Origin of the sequence: Catalinimonas locisalis (assembly GCF_038039535.1) — a bacterium.
Lineage (GTDB): Bacteria > Bacteroidota > Bacteroidia > Cytophagales > Cyclobacteriaceae > Catalinimonas.
Genome location: NZ_JBBPHP010000054.1, coordinates 19,248 through 38,198 on the forward strand (window position 1 = coordinate 19,248; position 18,951 = coordinate 38,198).

Sequence of the window (18,951 nt, forward strand, 5' to 3'; positions counted from 1 at the left end):
GATAATAGTCAATGCAGCTTCTATAAAGTAGTAGAACGACTTTTGAAAGCCGTTCTACAAATCAGTGCATAATGTTTAAAAACCGGATTTACCTTTCAGAAGAAGGTTGCACCACACGTACCGGGTCTTCTGGTTGTGGCAGCAATTCTACCGGATTTTCTTCCAGCATTTCTAAGGCTACTTCTACGGCTTTTTCCAGTTGAGGATCATGGCCTTCAATGACTAACTTGGCGTCCTGTTCTACTTCAATGTCGGGGGCAACCCCTTCATTTTCAACATCCCACTCCCCTTCTACATTGTAAAAACCTCCTCGCGGAGCAGTGATTCTGCCGTTGTCAATCAGGTTAGGTACATCCCATATTCCTACCAATCCTCCCCACGTTTTGGTACCTACCAGGGGACCGATTTCTCTCATTTTGAACATATAGGGCATCATATCTCCACCGGAACCCGCCATTTCATTGATGATCATCACCTTTGGTCCCCAGATACCTCCGTTGGGAGCGGTAAAAGGCTGACGATCGCCTATGGGATTGTTGAAATACCCCAGCAGATCACGGGCCAGCAGGTCTACAATATAGTCAGCAATAGAACCACCCTGATTGAAGCGCTCGTCAATCACTGCTCCTTTTTTATTTTTCTGGGCAAAGTAATAGCGGTTGAAATTGGCATAACCTCCACCCCCTGTATTGGGTAACCAGACATAGGCCAGTTGTCCATCCGATAATTCATCTACCTTCCGGCGGTTACCTTCCACCCAGTCGTATTGCCTCAGCAGATATTCATTGGAAACCGGAACTACCGTTAATTCTCTCGCACCTTCCATAGTAGGTTCATCATTGACAGTGATGAAGATTTGCTTATTGGCAGTCTGGTCAAAAGCGGAGAAAAGGTTTTGAGAAGCACCCAGTTCCACTCCGTTCACCGCCAGCAGGTAATCTCCTTCATTGACATTAATACCCGGAGCGCTCAGGGGTGCTTTGATCTGGGGATTCCAGCTTTCTCCAGTGTAGATTTTCTCAATCCGGTAGCGGTTATTTTCAATGGTGTAATCCGCGCCTAGCAGACCTACCGGTACGCGGTCTACATCGGGATAATCACCACCACCCACGAAGGAGTGACCGATAGAGGTTTCACCTCCAAAAATATCCAGCACATAGTTGAGGTCAGAGCGATGTTTTACATGCTCAATCCAGGGAGCATAGGTTTCATAGGCCCAGTCCAGGTCCAGACCATGCACATTGTCTACATAGAAGTAATCTCTCTGATACCGCCAGGCTTCCCTGAAGATCTGCTCCCATTCTGCTGCCGGATCTACTTTGATCTCTATGTTGCTGATGTTCAGGCTTTCTTCTCCCGGATTAGGACTTCCATAAGGGTCAGAAACCACATACTGATTACCAGAGGCTATGTAGAGATATTTATTTTTGTCGGCAGATATTTCAAAGCCCTGCACCCCATCGGTAATCTTTTCGGGCTCTCTTTTCTCCAGGCTAAAGCGATGTAAGGTCAGGCCATCCTGCTGAGGAATCTGCTCGGTATAGAGGATTACGCCTTCTTTGGCTGCTTCCAATTGGGTATAGCTTCTGACAGGTACGGGCAGCGCCACAATTCTTTGCTGTATGTCCTCAAAGTCAATTTTCACCTCAACTTCTTTCTCTTCCGCCTCATCTTCGTCATCTTCTTCTTTTTTATCCTCTTCTTTTTCTTCCGCTTCTTCATCGCCCACGGCTTCATCATCACTTTCTGGTGCTAAAGGCGAAGGCTCATCTTTGGAAAGTACAGCCAGGTAAATCGCCCGGTTGACCGGATGATCATAAGAGGACATATCCAACCAGCCTACGTTGAGACCATAATCTGTACTGGCGGTGAAGTAAATGTACTTGCCACTGGCATCCCAGGCAGGCATCTGGCAGTCAGCCATGCCATCGGTGAGCTGAAAAGATTTTTTCTGATCCAGCGAATAGACAAAAATCGCAGCGTATTCATTGCTTAGTCTTTTGGTATATGCCAGCCATTTGGAGTCAGGAGCCCATTCTCCGTAGATGACATGCTGTGGATGGGCAAAGCCTTCGTTGCCCACTTCCGTCAGTTCTCCACTTTCTACCTCCACGATCATCAGCGTACGGTTCTCATTGTAAAAGCTGAGGTATTTGGAATCCGGCGACCAAGAGGGATGATAGTAAAAAGTAGGATTTTCTATTTCAATTTTTCTCTTCTCTTTGCCGTACTGATCGGAGATTACCAGTTGATACTCTCCTCCTTCATCAGAAAACCAACTGATATACTTACCATCGGGCGACCAGGCTACTTGCCGGTCAGCTACGCCTGAAGTGTTGGTCAGGTTTCTGACGCTACCTTTGTCGGCCGGCACGGTAAACACATCGCCACGTGCTGACAGGGCTACTCTTTTGCCGGTAGGGGAAATGGACAGATAATCTACATAATCTTCTATCTTACTCCAGTGGGAACGCGCCCAGGGAAAATCTCCAATTACTTCAATAGATAATTTTTCAGGCTCCCCACCCTCCGGATTCAGGGTATGCAGATAACCTCCGTTTTCAAAGATAAGGGTTCCATTACCGCCCTCCAGGTTCTTACAGTCAAACTCCTCAAAGGAGGTAAGCTGCTTTACTGCTTTGGACTGGGTATCGTACTCCCATATGTTCATGACCTGCTCACGGTCGGAGAGGAAATAAATTTTATTACCCATCCACACCGGATCTACGTCACGGCTATTGTCCCAGGGTAGTTTTTCTACTTCATAAGTCTGTAAATCCATAATGCGCAGAGGGGTAAGCTGCCCTCCACGGTAATTTCTGAATTCAGATTCCCAGGGATAGATCATTTCGTATACAAACTGGCTGCCATCGGGAGAAAACTTACCGCTTACTGCCCGGGGCACGATGAACTGCTCCGGCATATTCCCGTCAGTCTTCACCGTCCATAGCTGATCAGGTAGCGGATAGGGCACTTGGGTACGGCCTGAGGCAAATAGTATTTCGCCATCTTCAGTCCATCCTCTCACAAAGTCAGCTCCCGGATGCCAGGTCAGGCGCTGAGGACTTCCTCCGGCTACCGGCACCACGAACACATCGGTATTGCCATCGTATTCGCCGGTAAAGGCAATCTGTTGCCCGTCGGGAGAAAAGTGCGGCTCAGACTCCACGCCGGGAAAAGTAGTCAGTCTACGTACATTGGAGCCATCGGTATCTGCCAGCCAGACATCTCCGGCATAGGCAAAGGAGATATGATCGGCACTAATAGCGGGGTTTCTTAATAGTCGGGATTCCTGTGCTAGAATATCCTTGCTGGTGCAAAGGGCAAGAAACAGCATAGCAAACTTAACCAAAGGTTTGGGCTGTGTCATTTGTTGATAATGTTAGGTAAATAATCAATTTGTCTGAACGCTGGAGTACAGACAATTTTAGAAATGTTGTTTACCTGTTAATTTACAAAAAGACTGAATAAAACCAGCTTTTTGCGATGACACACCTAAAGAAATTAAGTATTTGCTACAAAAGTAGTTACAGTGTTCATAAATGGACACACGTTCCATAGAAAGCAAACTGTTAAGTTACAAAGCAAAAAGCTGCATGGTATAATCCAGTAGCTCTACACCTCCTGCCTCTCCATGTCCTGGTATGATAATTTCTGCTCCATTGTACTTACTTTTTACCTTACGAATGGTATTTGACCACTCATTGGTATTGGCATCGGCCAGATTACCTTTGGTAGCATTCACCGATTTGACCATACAGCCTCCGAAGAGGATTTTCTCCTCCGGAACCCAGGTCACAATATTATCACGGGTATGTGCTTCTCCCAAAAAGTCACAGATTATTTCCTCATCTCCTACTCTGATTTTCTTTTTTCTGGCAAAGGCATTTTGTGGAACTACTGCGCTATCCTGTTCAGCCAGGGTGCAGGTAAGCTTGGAAGCATAGGATCTGGCCCCAGCTTCATGAAAAGCCTTCAGCCCTCCCAGACAATCGCTATGAAAATGGTTGATGACCACAGCTTTTACTTTAGTATCAGGAAACGCTTCGGATATCCAGCCCAGCAATTGCTCAGAGATTTCATCATTGGGCGGAGTATCCATCACCACGGCTTCGTTCTGATTGATATACAGTAAACCATTGCAGGCTACCCGCCCGAATGAGGGATAAGTTACATAAGAAACATGGATGAAACTCTTATCGGTGAGAGGGATGATTTCCAGGTCTTCAGAAATTTTAATAAGGTCTTTTTGCGTTTGAGCGTGAACCGCGAGGGTGTGAGCTAATAAAAACGAAAGGGTAAGGAGTAATTTACTCATAGGCTTTGTCTGGAATAAAGATATGTATGATTAAGGCTAAAGGAGCGGCTAATATAATAACTTTCACTTGTCACAAGCGACTCCTTTGGCAATAATTATCACACATTCAGCGCAGACAAAACACCCCGGGTGTAGCCCACTGACTCGGCCAGACCGGGTACGGGATCATCACCATCTTTTTCATACTCTAGGCCTACTACTCCGGTATAGTTGATTTCCTGCAGGGTTTTCAGAAAGGCCGGAATATCCATAATGCCACGCCCAAGTTCCAGTGTACCTCCTTCGGCCCCTCTTTTGTCTACATCTTTGAGGTGCACATCATAAAGTCGTTCTGCATACTGCTTGGCTTTGGCTGACGGATCCTGACCAATACGGAAGGTGTGCCCGATGTCAATGCATAGTCCGATACGCTTATCTAGGTCTTTTACTTTTTCATATACATTGTCAGGACTGGGATACACATCATCTCCCGGCCCATGATTATGGATGGCCAGCATGATATCAGTTGCTTTTACTTTTTCTTCTACCTGAGGCAGAAGGTCATAATTGGGTACACCGATGATCATTTTCAGATCAGCAGCCTGGGCATATGCAAAAGCATTGTCTACTTCTTCAGGCGTCTTCATGTAAATTACGCCTGCTCCATAAAGGTCCAGGCCGGCATCCCTCACCTTCCTGGCAGCTGCTTTGATTTGCTGGGGGGTGCTATCCAGGGGCAGGTGCATACTTTTTAATGAAATAGCATCCAGCTTAAGCCGCTTGGCTACTGCGATAGCTTCTTCCAAAGAAAGACTACGCAGTGAGTATGAAGCTACGCCCAGTTTAAGCGGCTCCGCATGAGGAATAACGTTGTTCGGATGAGCCTGAGTAGCATAAGCTTTAGAGGTTGTAGTGGTTGCCAGGGCTCCTAATCCGAGCAGTTGTAGAAAGTCTTTTCTTGTGTATTGCATTTTAGGTTGTGTTTTGATTTGTTTTCAAAATACAAGAAATCTCCTACACTTTCCGAATTTTATACCTCTATAAAAAAGAAGAGGCACAGCCACTGGGTGAACTAGCTATGCCTATCTTTTTGGGATTACACTTATAATTTTCTAAAGACTACATTTCATTATCATACACCAGAATATTCTCTGGTTCGGCGGCTAACCCATCTTCCAACATGTATAAATGATCTTCACCATCATTGCCTTCGGAAACTTCCCACTGGTAAGTCTTGGCAAAGTTTTCTTTTTCATCTTCTTTCACCGGACGTTCAAAATTATACGAGCTGACACAGTTATCTGCACCTTTGTATTTGCCCTCTATCGGGTGAAAGGTAATCTTATCTCCTTTCACTTCTACTGTGCCTTTCACGTAGGTATAGGACTGGGTAAGACAGTTGTAACTGCGCACGCTGATATAAGAGTACAATTCATACGTACCGTCTTCTTTAAAATAATAACGGATAGCACCATCATGACCAGCGCCTACGTATTCTCCCTGGTCACCCCAGAAGTTGCCAAAAGAAATGCTTCCTACCTGCCAGATAGCATTGGTAAGTTCATTGGGTACATCTGTACGAGGCGAGTCATCCCACTGCTCAGACTGAGTATCCTCGTCTTTACAACCGGTAGTAAACACTGCGAAAAAGCAAAAAAGCAAAAAGAGATTTTTCATCTTCAAAAATTTAATGGGTTAATGTTGTTCAAATTAATCATGCATTTACTGCATTGTATTATGACAAAGGTGAGGACAAAGTGCGGGCTGTACCATACCTGCGGAGCAGGATTTATACTACCCTCTGGCGGGTATTTGCTCTACCTGAGTATGGGTAAAAAAGGAGGAAAAATCTGCAGCAAAAAAAACTCTATCCGGAAGTGGATAGAGCTGAGTTATTATTTTTTGAAAGGAATAGTATAGTAAGCGCTTCAGCGCAAACTTTGTGATAGATCACTTCATCTGCCGTTAGTATTTTCTTGCGTACAAGAGTACATGACCCTGGTCGCTGGGAGTGAAAGCATAGGACAATTTTTTATTGACAAAAGACTTATCAGTCTGATGGGTAAAGAAAGAAGCTGAGTTGGGCACTTTCAAACTCCATGAACCTGAGGTTTGTAATTCGCCGGGCAAGATGAGTACCATATGACCATACTGTGCTCCTTTCATCACAGCCACTACTGCTTTATTTCCGTTTGCATACTTCTGCGCATTGCTTAAAGCATTCTGATCATAGCCTTTTCCCAATAAAGTCCACTGGTCACTTTCTTCAAGAAACCCATAAATCTCATCCGGTTCCAGAAATCTCCCTTTGTCACTGGAAAAGAAGTCATTGACTTTATAAACCGTTTTTAATGACTCGCCAGCAAAGCTATGACAGGCAGACACATCATTACCACTTCCACATTGCATAAACTCCTGAAGGGAAGTTTTCAGATCATTCTCCCAGTTACGGTTAAGGTGCTGGGCCTGCAAGGACATACTTATCGTTAAGAAAAAAGCTATAATTAAGTACTTCATTGGTAATTGGGAAATTAAATTAATGAAAAGCTGTTGCAGTATTTTATTTATTATTTCTTATCTCTTGCTTTGCTCAATAAATAAAAAATTCTTTTCCTATCTATTATCATGCATTGAGATATTTACCTGGGCAAGTAGCCTTTTCTTTTGATGAGATAAAAGACATTCTGATAGCTATACATTACGCATGTAATAGTATTTTAATAAGAAAATATTGTACTTTATTTATTAAATGTATTGCCGTCAGAACTGATACAAAGGGAAAAGGAAAAGTCATCTGCCCAATACTGCTTTTGATAGTTTTGAGCTTATACCCACTATTCCCTGAACAGCAAGGGTACTTACTTAATTCTTCAAGCATAGAAAGTTGAGGAGGGGAACTTCCAGGATAAAAAAAAATCTGCAGCCAGTGCAGATTTTCATAAACAAAACTGAATTGATGCTTTACTTTTTCACACCCTGTAGCTTTCCTTTTTCCTTAACACGTTTCATAAACTCACCCAAATCTTCGTCGGAATACGTACCATAGGCATTTACTACAATACCTTTGGTTCCATCACGAGCTTCCAGCGCATACAAAATTGACATATCATCGGGATTGCTTTCTCCTTCAAAACGGTATTCTTCTTCTATGCTTAGCTCCTGCGCCTGATAGTTTTTGTCAGATGAACGGTCTTTCAGTGCTCCGTTTTCAAATCTAAACTGAGTCTCATACCCCTTTTTAGCGAGTTCATTCATTTTTTCGGTAAGAGGCGGCCTGTAGTCTTTCATATCCTGTGTATTCATCTTGCTAAATTTAAGGTCAAAAAATTTTGATGGTCACTATCTATACAATCAACCTACAGGCAGGTACAATGTTTTTAGTTATTTGGAATTAGTAAACCAGTTTAAAAACCTGGGCTTGTTGTTTTTTATCCAGTTAGGCTCAGGAAAACGATAGCCTACAAAAAGCTCGGTATTTCTGGCACGTTCCTGCAGGCGGATATTATCTACTTGCATATAGCCATACGTAAATACTGATGATATACCGGCAAAATACTTACCATTATCATAGCCAATAGCTGCACTAAAATTGTAGAGGGGAGATATGCCTAACTCATCCATTTCGCTGTCTCTTCTTTCTAAACTCTTTTGCTGAAGGGCAAGTCCTACCGAAGCGGAGGCATGAATAAAGAAATTGCGGTACACAAAATTGTAGGCATAACCCGGACGTACAAAGAAGGAAACACCACTAATCTCCGTGATTGTAGTATCACTGGAAAAATCATTACGAGCACGTGAAGGAACAACAGAATCATCACCCGATAAATCAATATACGAAACCCCACCCGTCAGCATCCATGTACCGGCGTTCTTTAACTGTACATTATTCCGATTGAAAGGTGCTTTAACCGAGACCTCTTCTCCAGAAAAAAGGTAAGTAAAGCTCGTGGTAAACCTCAAGGCTCGTATTCCGGTTTCACTTGCATTATTTAAGCCATCATCCAAAGTCTGCCCATCGCTCAAATATAGATTCTGGTATAGCTGTAGTCCTCCTTCTAAAAACCATTTTTTCTGATACAAGGTACCACGAATATCAATTACCTGACTTTTAAAGATATCTGCTCTTTCGTAAAACCAGGATACGGGAAGGGGGAAATGAAGCTTAACACCTATTCCCCAAAAATACCACCCTACTCCTATGTAATTGAGGTTATTGGGCGCAAAATTAAGCTTGGTTTCATTGTTAAGGTTACGTAGTGAAGTATTAAGCCCGCGATTAATAATTAATGCTTTAACATTCATGGTATCATTCAAAACACCTATGAAATCATTCTGCTGGGCATTCAATGTGTGAAAGGGAGCAGCAAGCAGTAGCGAACTGCTTATTAAGCATATAAAAAATGTGTGTCTCAGTTGCTTGTTTATCTACTCAAAGTAAAATTAAGCACCGAATGTTATGATTATGTAAAAATCGTTCTAAAAAATTTACTTTTCTATGCCTGAAAGTACTCTTTTGATATCGTTGGCCTTAGTAATTTCCTGCTTGCTGGCAGCTTCATCTTCAGCGTCTATGATTTCTTTGAAGCGTTGCAGGTTCTTGATATATGCTCCCAGCGCTGAAGATATGTTTTTGGTGTTTTGAGTAAAGATTGGTGCCCACATTTTGGCAGAGCTTTTGGCAAGCCTAACTGTGGAAGAAAACCCACTACCTGCCATCTCAAAAATACTAAACTCGTCTTTTTCTTTGTCCAGCACCGTGGTACTGAGGGCAAAAGAGCTGATATGGCTGAGGTGAGAGACATAAGCAATATGCCGGTCGTGTGCTGCCGGATCCATATAGCTCATCCGCATATTAAGTTTGAGTTTGAACAGGTTTTCAATCACTTCCAGCGCCTCAATGTCAGACTTCTCTCTTTCGCAAAGAATCATCTGCTTGCCTATTAGCAGATCTGCAAAAGCAGCATCAGGACCGGAGCGCTCCGTACCCGCAATAGGGTGAGCGGCTACATACTGCCCTCGCTTGGGGTGATCACTTACCGAGCGACAGATAAGCTCTTTGGTAGATCCGAGGTCAGTCACTACTGCATTGCGGGGCAATATATCCAATACCTTAGGAAGCTGTTTGAGCAGCACATTTACCGGCGTGGCCAGTATGGTGACATCAGCATTCAGCACTCCCTTCTCCAAAGTCATAATCTTATCGGCAATCTCCCCTACCAAGGCGCGAGCAGCATGGTCGCGGTTATTATCTACCCCGATAATCCGATAGCTACTGTCCTTTGCTTTTAGTCCAAGCGCAGTAGAGCCACCCAGCAATCCTAATCCAACAATGCAAATGTTCATAAAAAATAAGTTCTTATACCAAATTATTAACTCTACTAATAGCCCCTTGTAAAATATTATTCTGATTACACAGTGAGACCCTAATATATCTATTACCTTTTGCCCCAAATATAAAACCCGGCGTTAAAAAAACATGGTATTTCTGTAAAATGCTGTCAACAAATTTTTCGGACGACTCCTGAGTATCATCAATTTTGGCCCAGACAAACATACCTTCCTGCTCCTGTGAGTAGCTACAACCCAAAGCATCCAAAAGCTGAAACACCAGCTTCCTTCTTTCAGCATATTCAGCATTGCGTCCGGCATGCCAGGTTTCAGGGTTTTGCAGTGCCCGCACGGCAGCATCCTGTATTGGGCGAAACATTCCGGAATCTACGTTACTCTTTATTTTCAGTACTTCCGTCAAGTATTCTTTAGCTCCGCAAATCCATCCTACCCTCCAGCCTGCCATATTGTGTGATTTGCTCAAAGAATTGAATTCCAGACATACCTCTCTGGCACCGGGCAGCGATAAGATACTCAGTGGCTTAGCTTTATTCAGCACCAAACTGTAAGGATTATCGTGACAGATCAGAAACTTTTTTTCCTGCGCCAGTTGAATAAGTTCCTGAAGCACTTCAGCATTGGCAGGACTACCAGTGGGCATATGAGGGTAATTAAGCCACATCAACTTTACTTTACTGTAATCCTCCTTCCGCATGGCTTCCAGTTCAGGCTGCCAGTCTTGTTCGCGAAGAGGATAGTGCCTGATCTTTGCTTCTACCATATTGGATACCGAGGTATAAGCAGGGTATCCTAATTCGGGAACCAGCACCTCATCTCCGGGATTAAGAAAAGTCAGAGAAACATGGGTTATTCCTTCCTTAGAGCCCATCAGCGGCAACACTTCTCCCTCAGGATTCAAATTCACACCATAAGTCTGCGCATACCAGTCAGCAATTGCCTTGCGCAATTCAGGGGTACCCTGATAGGGCTGATACCCGTGATGATTGGGTTGACGTGCCGACTGATATAACTCCTCTATGGTCTCTGCTGAAGGCATCATATCAGGACTGCCAATACCCATATTGATAACATCCAAGCCAGCCTCGCGCATGCGGCGAATTTCCTGCAGCTTGATGGAAAAATAATACTCTTTGACGTTCTGTAAACGATTGGCTGTGGGTATGATCATAGACATAAAACTACGATATAAAAAAAAGACCTGAAAGGTAAACTATCCTCTCAGGTCTTAATTTATTTTTGGTTAAGAGAGGTCTAGCCTAAAGCCTTTACTCCAGGAAGTTCTTTACCTTCCATGTATTCCAGTAAGGCTCCTCCTCCGGTAGATACATAAGATACTTTGTCGGAATAGCCCATGCTGATAACCGCTGCTGCGGAATCACCACCCCCGATGAGTGAGAAAGCACCTTTCTCTGTGGCTTTTACTACCGCTTCAGCTACCGCCCGTGTACCTTCGGCAAAGTCGGGGATTTCAAAAATCCCCATAGGCCCGTTCCACAGTATTATCTTAGACTCAGCGATAGTATCGGCAAATACCTGACGAGCTTCGGGGCCAATATCAACGCCCATCCATTCATCCTGAATCGCATGGTTATTGGCAACCCGGGTTTCTGCTCCTTCTTCTATCTTCTGGGTTACGATAGAGTCAATCGGCAGATGGAGATGTACGCCTTTATCTTTGGCTTTGCGGATCAGTTCGTTGGCTAGGTCCAGCTTATCAGTCTCAACCAGTGACTTACCGATCTCACCACCCATTGCCTTAAAGAAAGTGTAGCTCATCGCCCCACCAATGATCAGGTTATTCACCTTATCCAGTAGTCGCTCAATGATCTCAATCTTGTCAGAAATTTTAGCCCCACCCATAATGGCGGTGAAGGGTTTATCACCACTTTCCATCACTTTGTCGGCATTGTCAATCTCAGCTTTGAGTAAGTAACCCGCAGCTTTTTCATCAAAAAACTGGGCTACAGTAGTGGTTGAAGAGTGGGCACGGTGGGCTGAGCCAAAAGCGTCGTTCACATATATATCACCCAGTTTAGCCATCTGCTTAGCAAGTGCTTCATCTCCTTTGCTCTCCTCAGGATGAAAGCGGGTATTCTCTAACAGCAAAATCTCTCCTGCTTTAAGCTCAGCGGCTTTCGCTTCTGCTTCAGCGCCTACACAGTCATTGGCAAAATGTACTTTGGTACCGCCCAGGAGTTCAGAAAGATGATCTACCAGGTGCTTTAGAGAGTACTTCTCTTCCGGTCCTTCTTTAGGACGACCGAGGTGCGACATCAGTATGGCAGAACCACCGTCGTTGAGAATTTTTTTAAGGGTAGGCACAGCAGCCTGCATGCGGTTGTCGTCCGTGATTTTATGATTTTTGTCCAGAGGAACGTTAAAATCCACTCTTACCAGTGCTTTCTTCCCTGAAAAATTAATGTCATCAATAGTCTTCATAGTTTGATAGATTTTAAAAAAATAAATTCAATGCTACTCACACAAATTTAAAGCTTATTATATTGTTCGCTAAAGCAAAGTGCTTTTTTTCGTTTACGCTAAATTCTTCGCCTAAACTTTCACATTTCAACCTTAGGCTATTATTTAGCAAGATTGCTCATCTGCTACAGAAACATCACAAACCTAATCTTTAACTATGACAAAGCGATTACTTCTCTACTTAAGTTTTTTATTGCCTCAGTTAGTCTGGGCACAGCAAGTTGATTTAGATTACTATCTGCCTGAAAATGCCTCTTACGACTCCAGCATTCCTACTCCCGAATCTATTCTGGGTTTTCAGATTGGTGAGATGCATGCCGAGCATTCTCAGCTCATGAATTTCTATCTGGCACTGGCCGAAGCTTCTCCGCGCGTAACGCTGGAAGAATACGCCCGCTCTTACGAAAACCGTCCGCTCTATCTGCTTACCATCACTTCTGAAAAGAATCAGAACAACATTGAGCAACTCAAAGAAGCACATGTTAATCTGAGCAAGCCTGAACAAACCAGTAGCATAAGCATAGAAGAGCAGCCGGTAGTGGTGTGGTTAGGCTATAGTGTGCATGGCAATGAACCTAGCGGTACTAATGCAGCGGCTTTGGTCTCCTACTATCTGGCAGCGGCTCAGGGTGAAGAAGTAGAAAGCATGCTGGACAATACCATCGTCCTCATTGACCCGTTTATCAACCCGGATGGGATGAATCGCTTCGCAACCTGGGTCAATACCCACAAGGCGGAGTATCTGAGTACCGATCCTAATAATATTGAGCAGAACGAACACTGGCCCCGGGGCCGTACCAATCATTACTGGTTTGACCTCAACCGTGACTGGCTGCTACAGCAACATCCTGAATCCAGAGGCAGGCTGGAGAAATTTCATGCGTGGAAACCCAATATCGTGACCGACCATCATGAGATGGGCAGCAATGCCACTTTCTTCTTTCAGCCGGGTATTCCTTCCCGTAACAATCCGCTTACACCCGAAAATACTTTCCGCCTTACCGAAGCTTTGGGTGAGTTTCATGCAGAAGGTTTGGATGAGATTGGCTCCTTTTATTATACCAAAGAAAGCTACGATGACTTTTACTATGGCAAAGGTTCAACCTACCCTGATGTGAACGGAGCAGTGGGTATCCTCTTTGAACAGGCCAGCTCCCGCGCTCATGCGCAGGAAACAGAAAACGGACTGTTGACTTTTCCTTTTACCATTCGCAATCAGGTGAGTGCCAGCTTTTCTACGCTGAGAGGCGCTCAGGCTTTGAAGAATGACCTCCTTCAACATCAGGTAGATTTTTATCCGGGCGCGCTGGATGAAGCTGCTGCTGATCCTATCAAAGCTTATGTTTTTGGAAGCGAGGCGGATGCTGCTACTACTTACCATATGGCAGAAGTATTGAAAAGACATCAGATAGATTTGTACCGCCCTGCACAGGATATTGCTGCCAACGGACACACTTTTGAGACCGAAAGCAGTTACCTTGTGCCTACCAATCAGCCGCAGTACCGCCTCATAAAAGCGCTTTTTGAGAGACGCACGAGCTTCAACGACAGTCTTTTCTATGATGTATCAGCCTGGACTTTTCCGCTGGCTTACAACCTACCCTTTGCGGAGCTGAGCAGCCGACAGCTCAGACAGGGAGAGGAAGTTGAGCAGCCGGAGTTTCCCGAAGGTGAAGTAGTGGGTGGACGCAGTGCGTATGCCTATTTGTTTGAAATGGATGGCTACTACGCCCATCGTGCGCTGTATCGCTTGCAGGATGCCGGACTCAACCTGAAAGTATCTACCGAAGCCTTTACCGACCAGAATGGTAAACAGTTTGACGTAGGCACCATTCTGATTCCCATCAGCATACAGGATGATATGGATGCCGATGAGATTTACGATTTGGTACAAACGGTAGCCGACGAAGATGGCATCAACGTCTATGCCGCCAATACCGGTATGACCACTACCGGAGTCAGCCTGGGAAGCCGCACTTACGAAACCCTGGAGAAGCCCAAAATCGTGATGCTGATTGAAGGTGGCGTGAGCAGCTATGAGTCGGGGGAAGCCTGGCACCTATTGGATCAGCGCATGCACATGCCCATCACCCTCATGTCGCTGGATATGTTTAACCGGGCCAGCCTCAACTCCTACAATACCTTGATCATGGTGGATGGACGTTACAATGACATTAGCGAAAGTGCCAAAAGCAAGCTCAAAAGCTGGATACAGGAGGGCAACAAAGTGATAGCTACCAAAGATGCCGGAAAGTGGCTGTCGGACAATGGTATTGGCGGATTTAAGTACAAATCTGCCAGTCAGGATTCACTACCACAGCGAGCTTTTGGCGAGCGGGAAGAATTTCAGGGAGCACAGGTCATTGGCGGGGCTATCTTTGACGCTCGTATAGACCTCACCCATCCTATCGCTTACGGCATGAACAAAGAGGAGATCAGCCTCTTCCGTGATCATTCGCTCTTTATGGAAAAGGCCAGCAATCCCTATGTGAATCCGATCATGTATACAGATACGCCTTTGAAAGCAGGCTATATATCTGAGGAGAAGGAAGAACAGTTACGGAATACTGCCGCGGTAGGCATTGCCCCTTACGGGCAGGGCGTGGTCATTGCCCTCACGGACAATCCTAACTTCCGCGCTTTCTGGTACGGCACCAATAAAATATTCCTGAATAGTATTTTCTTTGGAAAGGTGATGCGGTAGCATCATTATCTCAAGCTGGGTATCTTAAAGTATATTCAGCTTGAGATGCATACCTAAACTGAGTGTTTAACGTATACTTTAAAAATGTTAGATGTTATGAATAAGCAAGCGGTCATTGAAAATGTAATTAAAACTATAAAGAAGCTTCCCGAAGACAAGCTTAATGAAGTAGCAGATTTCGCTAGCTTTCTACTAAAAAAAGAGGAGTCGCCCAATTCCAAATCACTTTCTGATGAACTTTCACAACTCAATAAAGGTCAGTTGAATCACCTTGAAGAAGAGTTTAAAGACTACAAACGTCTTTATCCCAATGAATAGCTATGTAAGTGATACAATATCAACTCTTTTCAGTCAGTTCTTCTTTTTCCTCTGGTTGGTATTGGCGCAAAAAGTCAGGGCAAAAATCATAGTCATTTGGCCAATAAATCCCTCGTCCATTCTCATAAAGCTCAACTTTTTTAAAATATGCTGGATCTGACAGAGGTTTACTTAAGTTATCTTGCCCGATAAATGGTGTAAAATCAATGGTTTTCTCCGAACCATCACTGAAGTTGAAATAAATTTTTTTGCTATCCAGTACTTTAAGTTTTGTTATCCTTATCATACTATTCAAATTTTAGTCTAACGGTTCAATGCTATCTAACGTCTCATGGCTTCTGGCTTTTTGCCAATTGGTGATTAATTCATCCCGATGTTCTATTGCCCATTCAATTGCTAAGGACTTGGCTCTCTTTGGCAAATGGCCTTCCAATATTTCTAACGTTTTGATATCAATTATAGCTTCATTTTCCTGATAAATCACATGAAAATGAGGGGGACTATGATCATTATAGAACATTCGGATGATAATTCCATAGAATCTACTTATCTCCGGCATCTTTGAGTTTCTTTATGATCAGCAAATTTAGTGTTTTTTCTTGGTAGATAATGGCTTACATCTCACTTGTGGCAATTCACAAAGCTCTTATTCTGCCAGCCTGAGTTTAAATAAGCTGAAAGGCAAGAATCTGGAATTTGCATTTAACTCAGCATAGACTATATGCAAGGTTGTGTGTTGTCTTTATTATAATTCTTCATCAATATACTCTTCTATCTTAAATTGTTTAGTGCTTAAGTCGAGATAATGATAAAATGCAAATGATCAATCAGTTTCAGGCTTGCTTATTACTCCAAATAATTCAATTGTGTCATTTTTAATTGCGTTAAACCAATATCCATGGAAGTCTGCAATTTGAAGAAAGTCCTGTCCAGCAAGTTTTTCAAAGTCATTTTTCTTAAAGACAGTATCAATAAGAATTTCATTTGACTGTTCAATAACCAAATGTTTTTCGCTGTCCCTGTACTTGTCAATATGTGTTATTCCTTCACTATCAAATTCATCAGTCACATAAGTGTCAAGAAATATATTTTGAATTGAAATTCTTAAGTTTCTTGCAGAAATAATTGTATCAAATTCATGTATCTCCTTCTCTTTAGGAAAGTATCTTTCTACAACGTTTTGATTTTTTGCATTATCATTGTCAGTAGTTACCAAAGAGTCAATCTGTGAATCAATATTTTCAACCTCAGTAGCCTCTTTGTCAACTAATTTACCTTTCTTTTTCTGTCGACTGCAGCTTACAAGCAGAACAGTGATCAGTATTATTAAAATTTGCTTGTTCATCATTTTTTTCTATGCCACAAAGACGAGATAGCGCTTATTGCATTCCGGGGCGGCTGTCTATTTATATACTAGCCCAAGATATAGGCTATACATTTACTTTTATAATGATTTTGAATAAGAAAAGTACGTCTTACTGTGAAACGCTTTTAATTACGCAAGATCTGCCAAGCACTTTAAGCAAAGTTTTGCACAACGTCAGTTAATCCATACCCTACCAAAGCTTATCACTTTATCCGGAGACTGCTCCACCGCAAATAAACATGCCACAGCTTTGTCAAGGCATTGGGTAGGCCGGGGGAAATCTTTCGTAACTTTTCCAAGAGACTGAGAAGTTGAGGAAAAATGGTTTGTAACTTTTCCAAGAGACTGAGATGCAAGGGGAAATGCCTTGGAAGTTTTCCAAGAGACTTCCCCCTGAGGGGAAATCGTTTATCACTTTTCCAGAACACTTCCCCTCGGGGGGAAATGGTTTGGAAGTTTTCCAGGAGACTTTCCTCCCACTTCCATGTAAGTTATCATTTTTACAAGACATTTTCCCTCACGGTCCAATGCCTTGGAAGTCTGTCAAGCCTTTGCTCCATTTGTCTCAGCGTTCCAAAACTTTACCCACCGCCTGGAAAGGGCTATTTCCCTCCTTCATCCATTTCAGGCACCAAAATCCCCTCTATGTAACATATTGGCCTATTAAACGCAAAAGACTACTTTCGGACCCGATTGTCATTTGCGTTGATTTAAGTTAAGGTGTTAAATAAATCATCTTTTCCTGTGGAGACCAGCGAAACTGCAGATTGGGCAGCTACGCTTCAAATACTCTCAGCTAGATCGGCTTTAAGAAACACCTACATCTTTATCTGAATAAATTGCTATGTTAGTGAAATGATGGCATTACCTCTCTGATTTGAGGGTATGAAAATGTTCAAAAAAAAATAGATACTTTCAAACAAGACTGTAAGTATTTCAATACCTATAGACTTTAATTGGTAGCTATGACACTTTATGATGTTTTTAAACAAATGGGATTTGAGCTTCCTATAGAAGTGGAAAATGGTGATGTTGCAGGAAGTTTAAAATCTTTTTTTGATATATTTTATAACCAGTTAAAAACTCTACCCTCTCTCGATCATCAATCTGACGGAATACATTATGTCAATAATATTTCTCCTATTGAAATTTACAGGCTCAGCGTCAATCTTATCTCAATTATTAATGAATCAACTCTTGAAAACTTTGCTCAAAGTTATTCAAGTTTCCGCCAGAACTATCAGGCTAGCAGAGTATTCGCATATCTAAAAAATATTCCCCATCAAGTCAAAACCATACCTATCGGAACTTCATTTTACAGAGTCAGACCTCTTCAAAAAAAAGAGTGTAAAGAACAAGTAGAAAGAATTGAAGAGAGAAAAGAGCTTTTTCATATTCCTTTTGATTCATTATTCAAAGTCAAAAACTATCGATACAGTATAAAAGAGGTTCCAGCACTTTATTTATCAACTTCTCTACCACTTGCCTTAGAAGAAACCAGAATAGAAAAACATACCCCATATGCAGTAGTACGCTTTGAAACCACACAGGAAATCAACATCATAAATGTTGACTACTCTTATTACTTATACTATAGATTTGAAGAAGTTATGAGGGAACAGACTGATATTTTTCTATTTCTTGGAATGATTTTACCTATTGTTGCTGCTTGTTCTATCAAAGTTCCCTCTAAACATGAAGGCAATGATTTTAAAGAAGAATATATTATTCCTCAACTTTTAATGAAATATGTACAAGATTACAGGAGTGAATATCAGGCTATAAGATTTTATTCTTCTAGAATTAACCTTGGTGACCCTAGCCAGCATAAAGATAAATATAACCTCGTCCTACCTACCAAAGTTACTTCTACTTCAGGTTATGACGAGAATCTGAAAACGCTTTTTTATATGACCGATGTTAAAAACGTTTTAGAGCACAGAAATCCTCATGATGTTGAAAATGAGCTTCAGCAAATGAACGCTTACAAAATCGACTTCTAAACCTTCATTGCTTCTTCAATCATTGTGCATTTAAAGAACTCTGACGTTGATTTGAGCTAGTCCGATTACTGTCATTAACCTTCTCTCTCTCAACTAAACAGATCGTTTTCCATTTTAATATCCATCACTCTCACAGCGTACTTTTTTTAATCTGAAAGTTATCAGCAGCTCTTCGCTTGTGTAGAGATTTCTAAGCCGTTTATTTCCCTTTCAACAGTTTGATATTAAATCATTCATTAATTAACATTGTAATTTTTTAATATTATTTAGTATTTATTTTATTTAATAAAATTTTTACTTGCACCCATCAAATCAACAAATTAATCGAGTACGTATGAAAAAGTTTGTACTGAGTGTACTAAGAGCATGTTTAAATTTTGAAAAGAGCGGGTCAATGAATAAACTTTAGGTTGACCAAAACTTAAAGATTTATGCA

At 42.4% G+C, this 18,951-nt stretch carries 16 protein-coding genes; 3 read left to right on the forward strand and 13 right to left on the reverse strand.

What is annotated here, in order from left to right:
• Positions 1-88 precede the first annotated feature (88 nt).
• The 10 genes from WJR50_RS30870 to WJR50_RS30915 form a co-directional block, all read right to left on the reverse strand.
• Positions 89-3,370 carry a S41 family peptidase gene (locus tag WJR50_RS30870; protein ID WP_341297193.1) on the reverse strand — a complete coding sequence of 1,094 codons (3,282 nt, stop codon included), beginning with the start codon at positions 3,368-3,370 and terminating at the stop codon, positions 89-91.
• Between the two features lie 207 nt (positions 3,371-3,577).
• Positions 3,578-4,318: a subclass B1 metallo-beta-lactamase gene (gene bla, locus WJR50_RS30875; protein WP_341297194.1), complete on the reverse strand. Its 741-nt coding sequence runs from the start codon at positions 4,316-4,318 to the stop codon at positions 3,578-3,580.
• A gap of 98 nt (positions 4,319-4,416) precedes the next feature.
• Positions 4,417-5,268, reverse strand: coding sequence for a sugar phosphate isomerase/epimerase family protein (locus WJR50_RS30880; protein WP_341297195.1), 852 nt, complete (start codon positions 5,266-5,268; stop codon positions 4,417-4,419).
• 148 nt (positions 5,269-5,416) lie between these two features.
• The gene (locus tag WJR50_RS30885; protein WP_341297196.1) at positions 5,417-5,974 is read right to left on the reverse strand and encodes a hypothetical protein; all 558 of its coding nucleotides are present in this window, start codon (positions 5,972-5,974) and stop codon (positions 5,417-5,419) included.
• A 288-nt stretch (positions 5,975-6,262) separates the two neighbouring features.
• Positions 6,263-6,814, reverse strand: a complete 552-nt coding sequence (locus tag WJR50_RS30890) for a hypothetical protein (protein ID WP_341297197.1) — start codon at positions 6,812-6,814, stop codon at positions 6,263-6,265.
• Between the two features lie 444 nt (positions 6,815-7,258).
• Positions 7,259-7,600 (reverse strand): hypothetical protein, encoded by a 342-nt coding sequence (locus WJR50_RS30895; RefSeq protein ID WP_341297198.1) that lies wholly within the window; start codon positions 7,598-7,600, stop codon positions 7,259-7,261.
• A 78-nt stretch (positions 7,601-7,678) separates the two neighbouring features.
• Positions 7,679-8,599: a DUF4421 family protein gene (locus WJR50_RS30900; protein ID WP_341297199.1), complete on the reverse strand. Its 921-nt coding sequence runs from the start codon at positions 8,597-8,599 to the stop codon at positions 7,679-7,681.
• Positions 8,600-8,782: 183 nt separating this feature from the next.
• The gene (locus WJR50_RS30905; protein ID WP_341297200.1) at positions 8,783-9,640 is read right to left on the reverse strand and encodes a prephenate dehydrogenase; all 858 of its coding nucleotides are present in this window, start codon (positions 9,638-9,640) and stop codon (positions 8,783-8,785) included.
• Between the two features lie 13 nt (positions 9,641-9,653).
• A complete protein-coding gene (locus WJR50_RS30910) occupies positions 9,654-10,814 on the reverse strand; it encodes a pyridoxal phosphate-dependent aminotransferase (protein ID WP_445223510.1) in 1,161 nt (386 codons plus the stop codon).
• 83 nt (positions 10,815-10,897) lie between these two features.
• The gene (locus tag WJR50_RS30915) at positions 10,898-12,085 is read right to left on the reverse strand and encodes a phosphoglycerate kinase (RefSeq protein WP_341297202.1); all 1,188 of its coding nucleotides are present in this window, start codon (positions 12,083-12,085) and stop codon (positions 10,898-10,900) included.
• Between the two features lie 196 nt (positions 12,086-12,281).
• Between WJR50_RS30915 and WJR50_RS30920 the strand changes: the two genes are divergently transcribed.
• Positions 12,282-14,828, forward strand: a complete 2,547-nt coding sequence (locus tag WJR50_RS30920) for a M14 metallopeptidase family protein (RefSeq protein ID WP_341297203.1) — start codon at positions 12,282-12,284, stop codon at positions 14,826-14,828.
• A 96-nt stretch (positions 14,829-14,924) separates the two neighbouring features.
• On the forward strand, positions 14,925-15,146 hold the full coding sequence (locus WJR50_RS30925) for a DUF2281 domain-containing protein (protein WP_341297204.1): 222 nt from the start codon (positions 14,925-14,927) through the stop codon (positions 15,144-15,146).
• Between the two features lie 19 nt (positions 15,147-15,165).
• Here the strand turns inward: WJR50_RS30925 and WJR50_RS30930 are convergent, their stop codons facing one another.
• The 3 genes from WJR50_RS30930 to WJR50_RS30940 form a co-directional block, all read right to left on the reverse strand.
• Positions 15,166-15,432 (reverse strand): DUF2442 domain-containing protein, encoded by a 267-nt coding sequence (locus tag WJR50_RS30930; RefSeq protein WP_341297205.1) that lies wholly within the window; start codon positions 15,430-15,432, stop codon positions 15,166-15,168.
• Positions 15,433-15,444: 12 nt separating this feature from the next.
• Positions 15,445-15,705 (reverse strand): DUF4160 domain-containing protein, encoded by a 261-nt coding sequence (locus tag WJR50_RS30935; protein ID WP_341297206.1) that lies wholly within the window; start codon positions 15,703-15,705, stop codon positions 15,445-15,447.
• A gap of 264 nt (positions 15,706-15,969) precedes the next feature.
• The gene (locus WJR50_RS30940; protein WP_341297207.1) at positions 15,970-16,494 is read right to left on the reverse strand and encodes a hypothetical protein; all 525 of its coding nucleotides are present in this window, start codon (positions 16,492-16,494) and stop codon (positions 15,970-15,972) included.
• 983 nt (positions 16,495-17,477) lie between these two features.
• On the opposite strand from WJR50_RS30940, the gene WJR50_RS30945 reads away from it, so the two are divergent.
• A complete protein-coding gene (locus tag WJR50_RS30945) occupies positions 17,478-18,515 on the forward strand; it encodes a hypothetical protein (RefSeq protein WP_341297208.1) in 1,038 nt (345 codons plus the stop codon).
• Positions 18,516-18,951 lie beyond the last annotated feature (436 nt).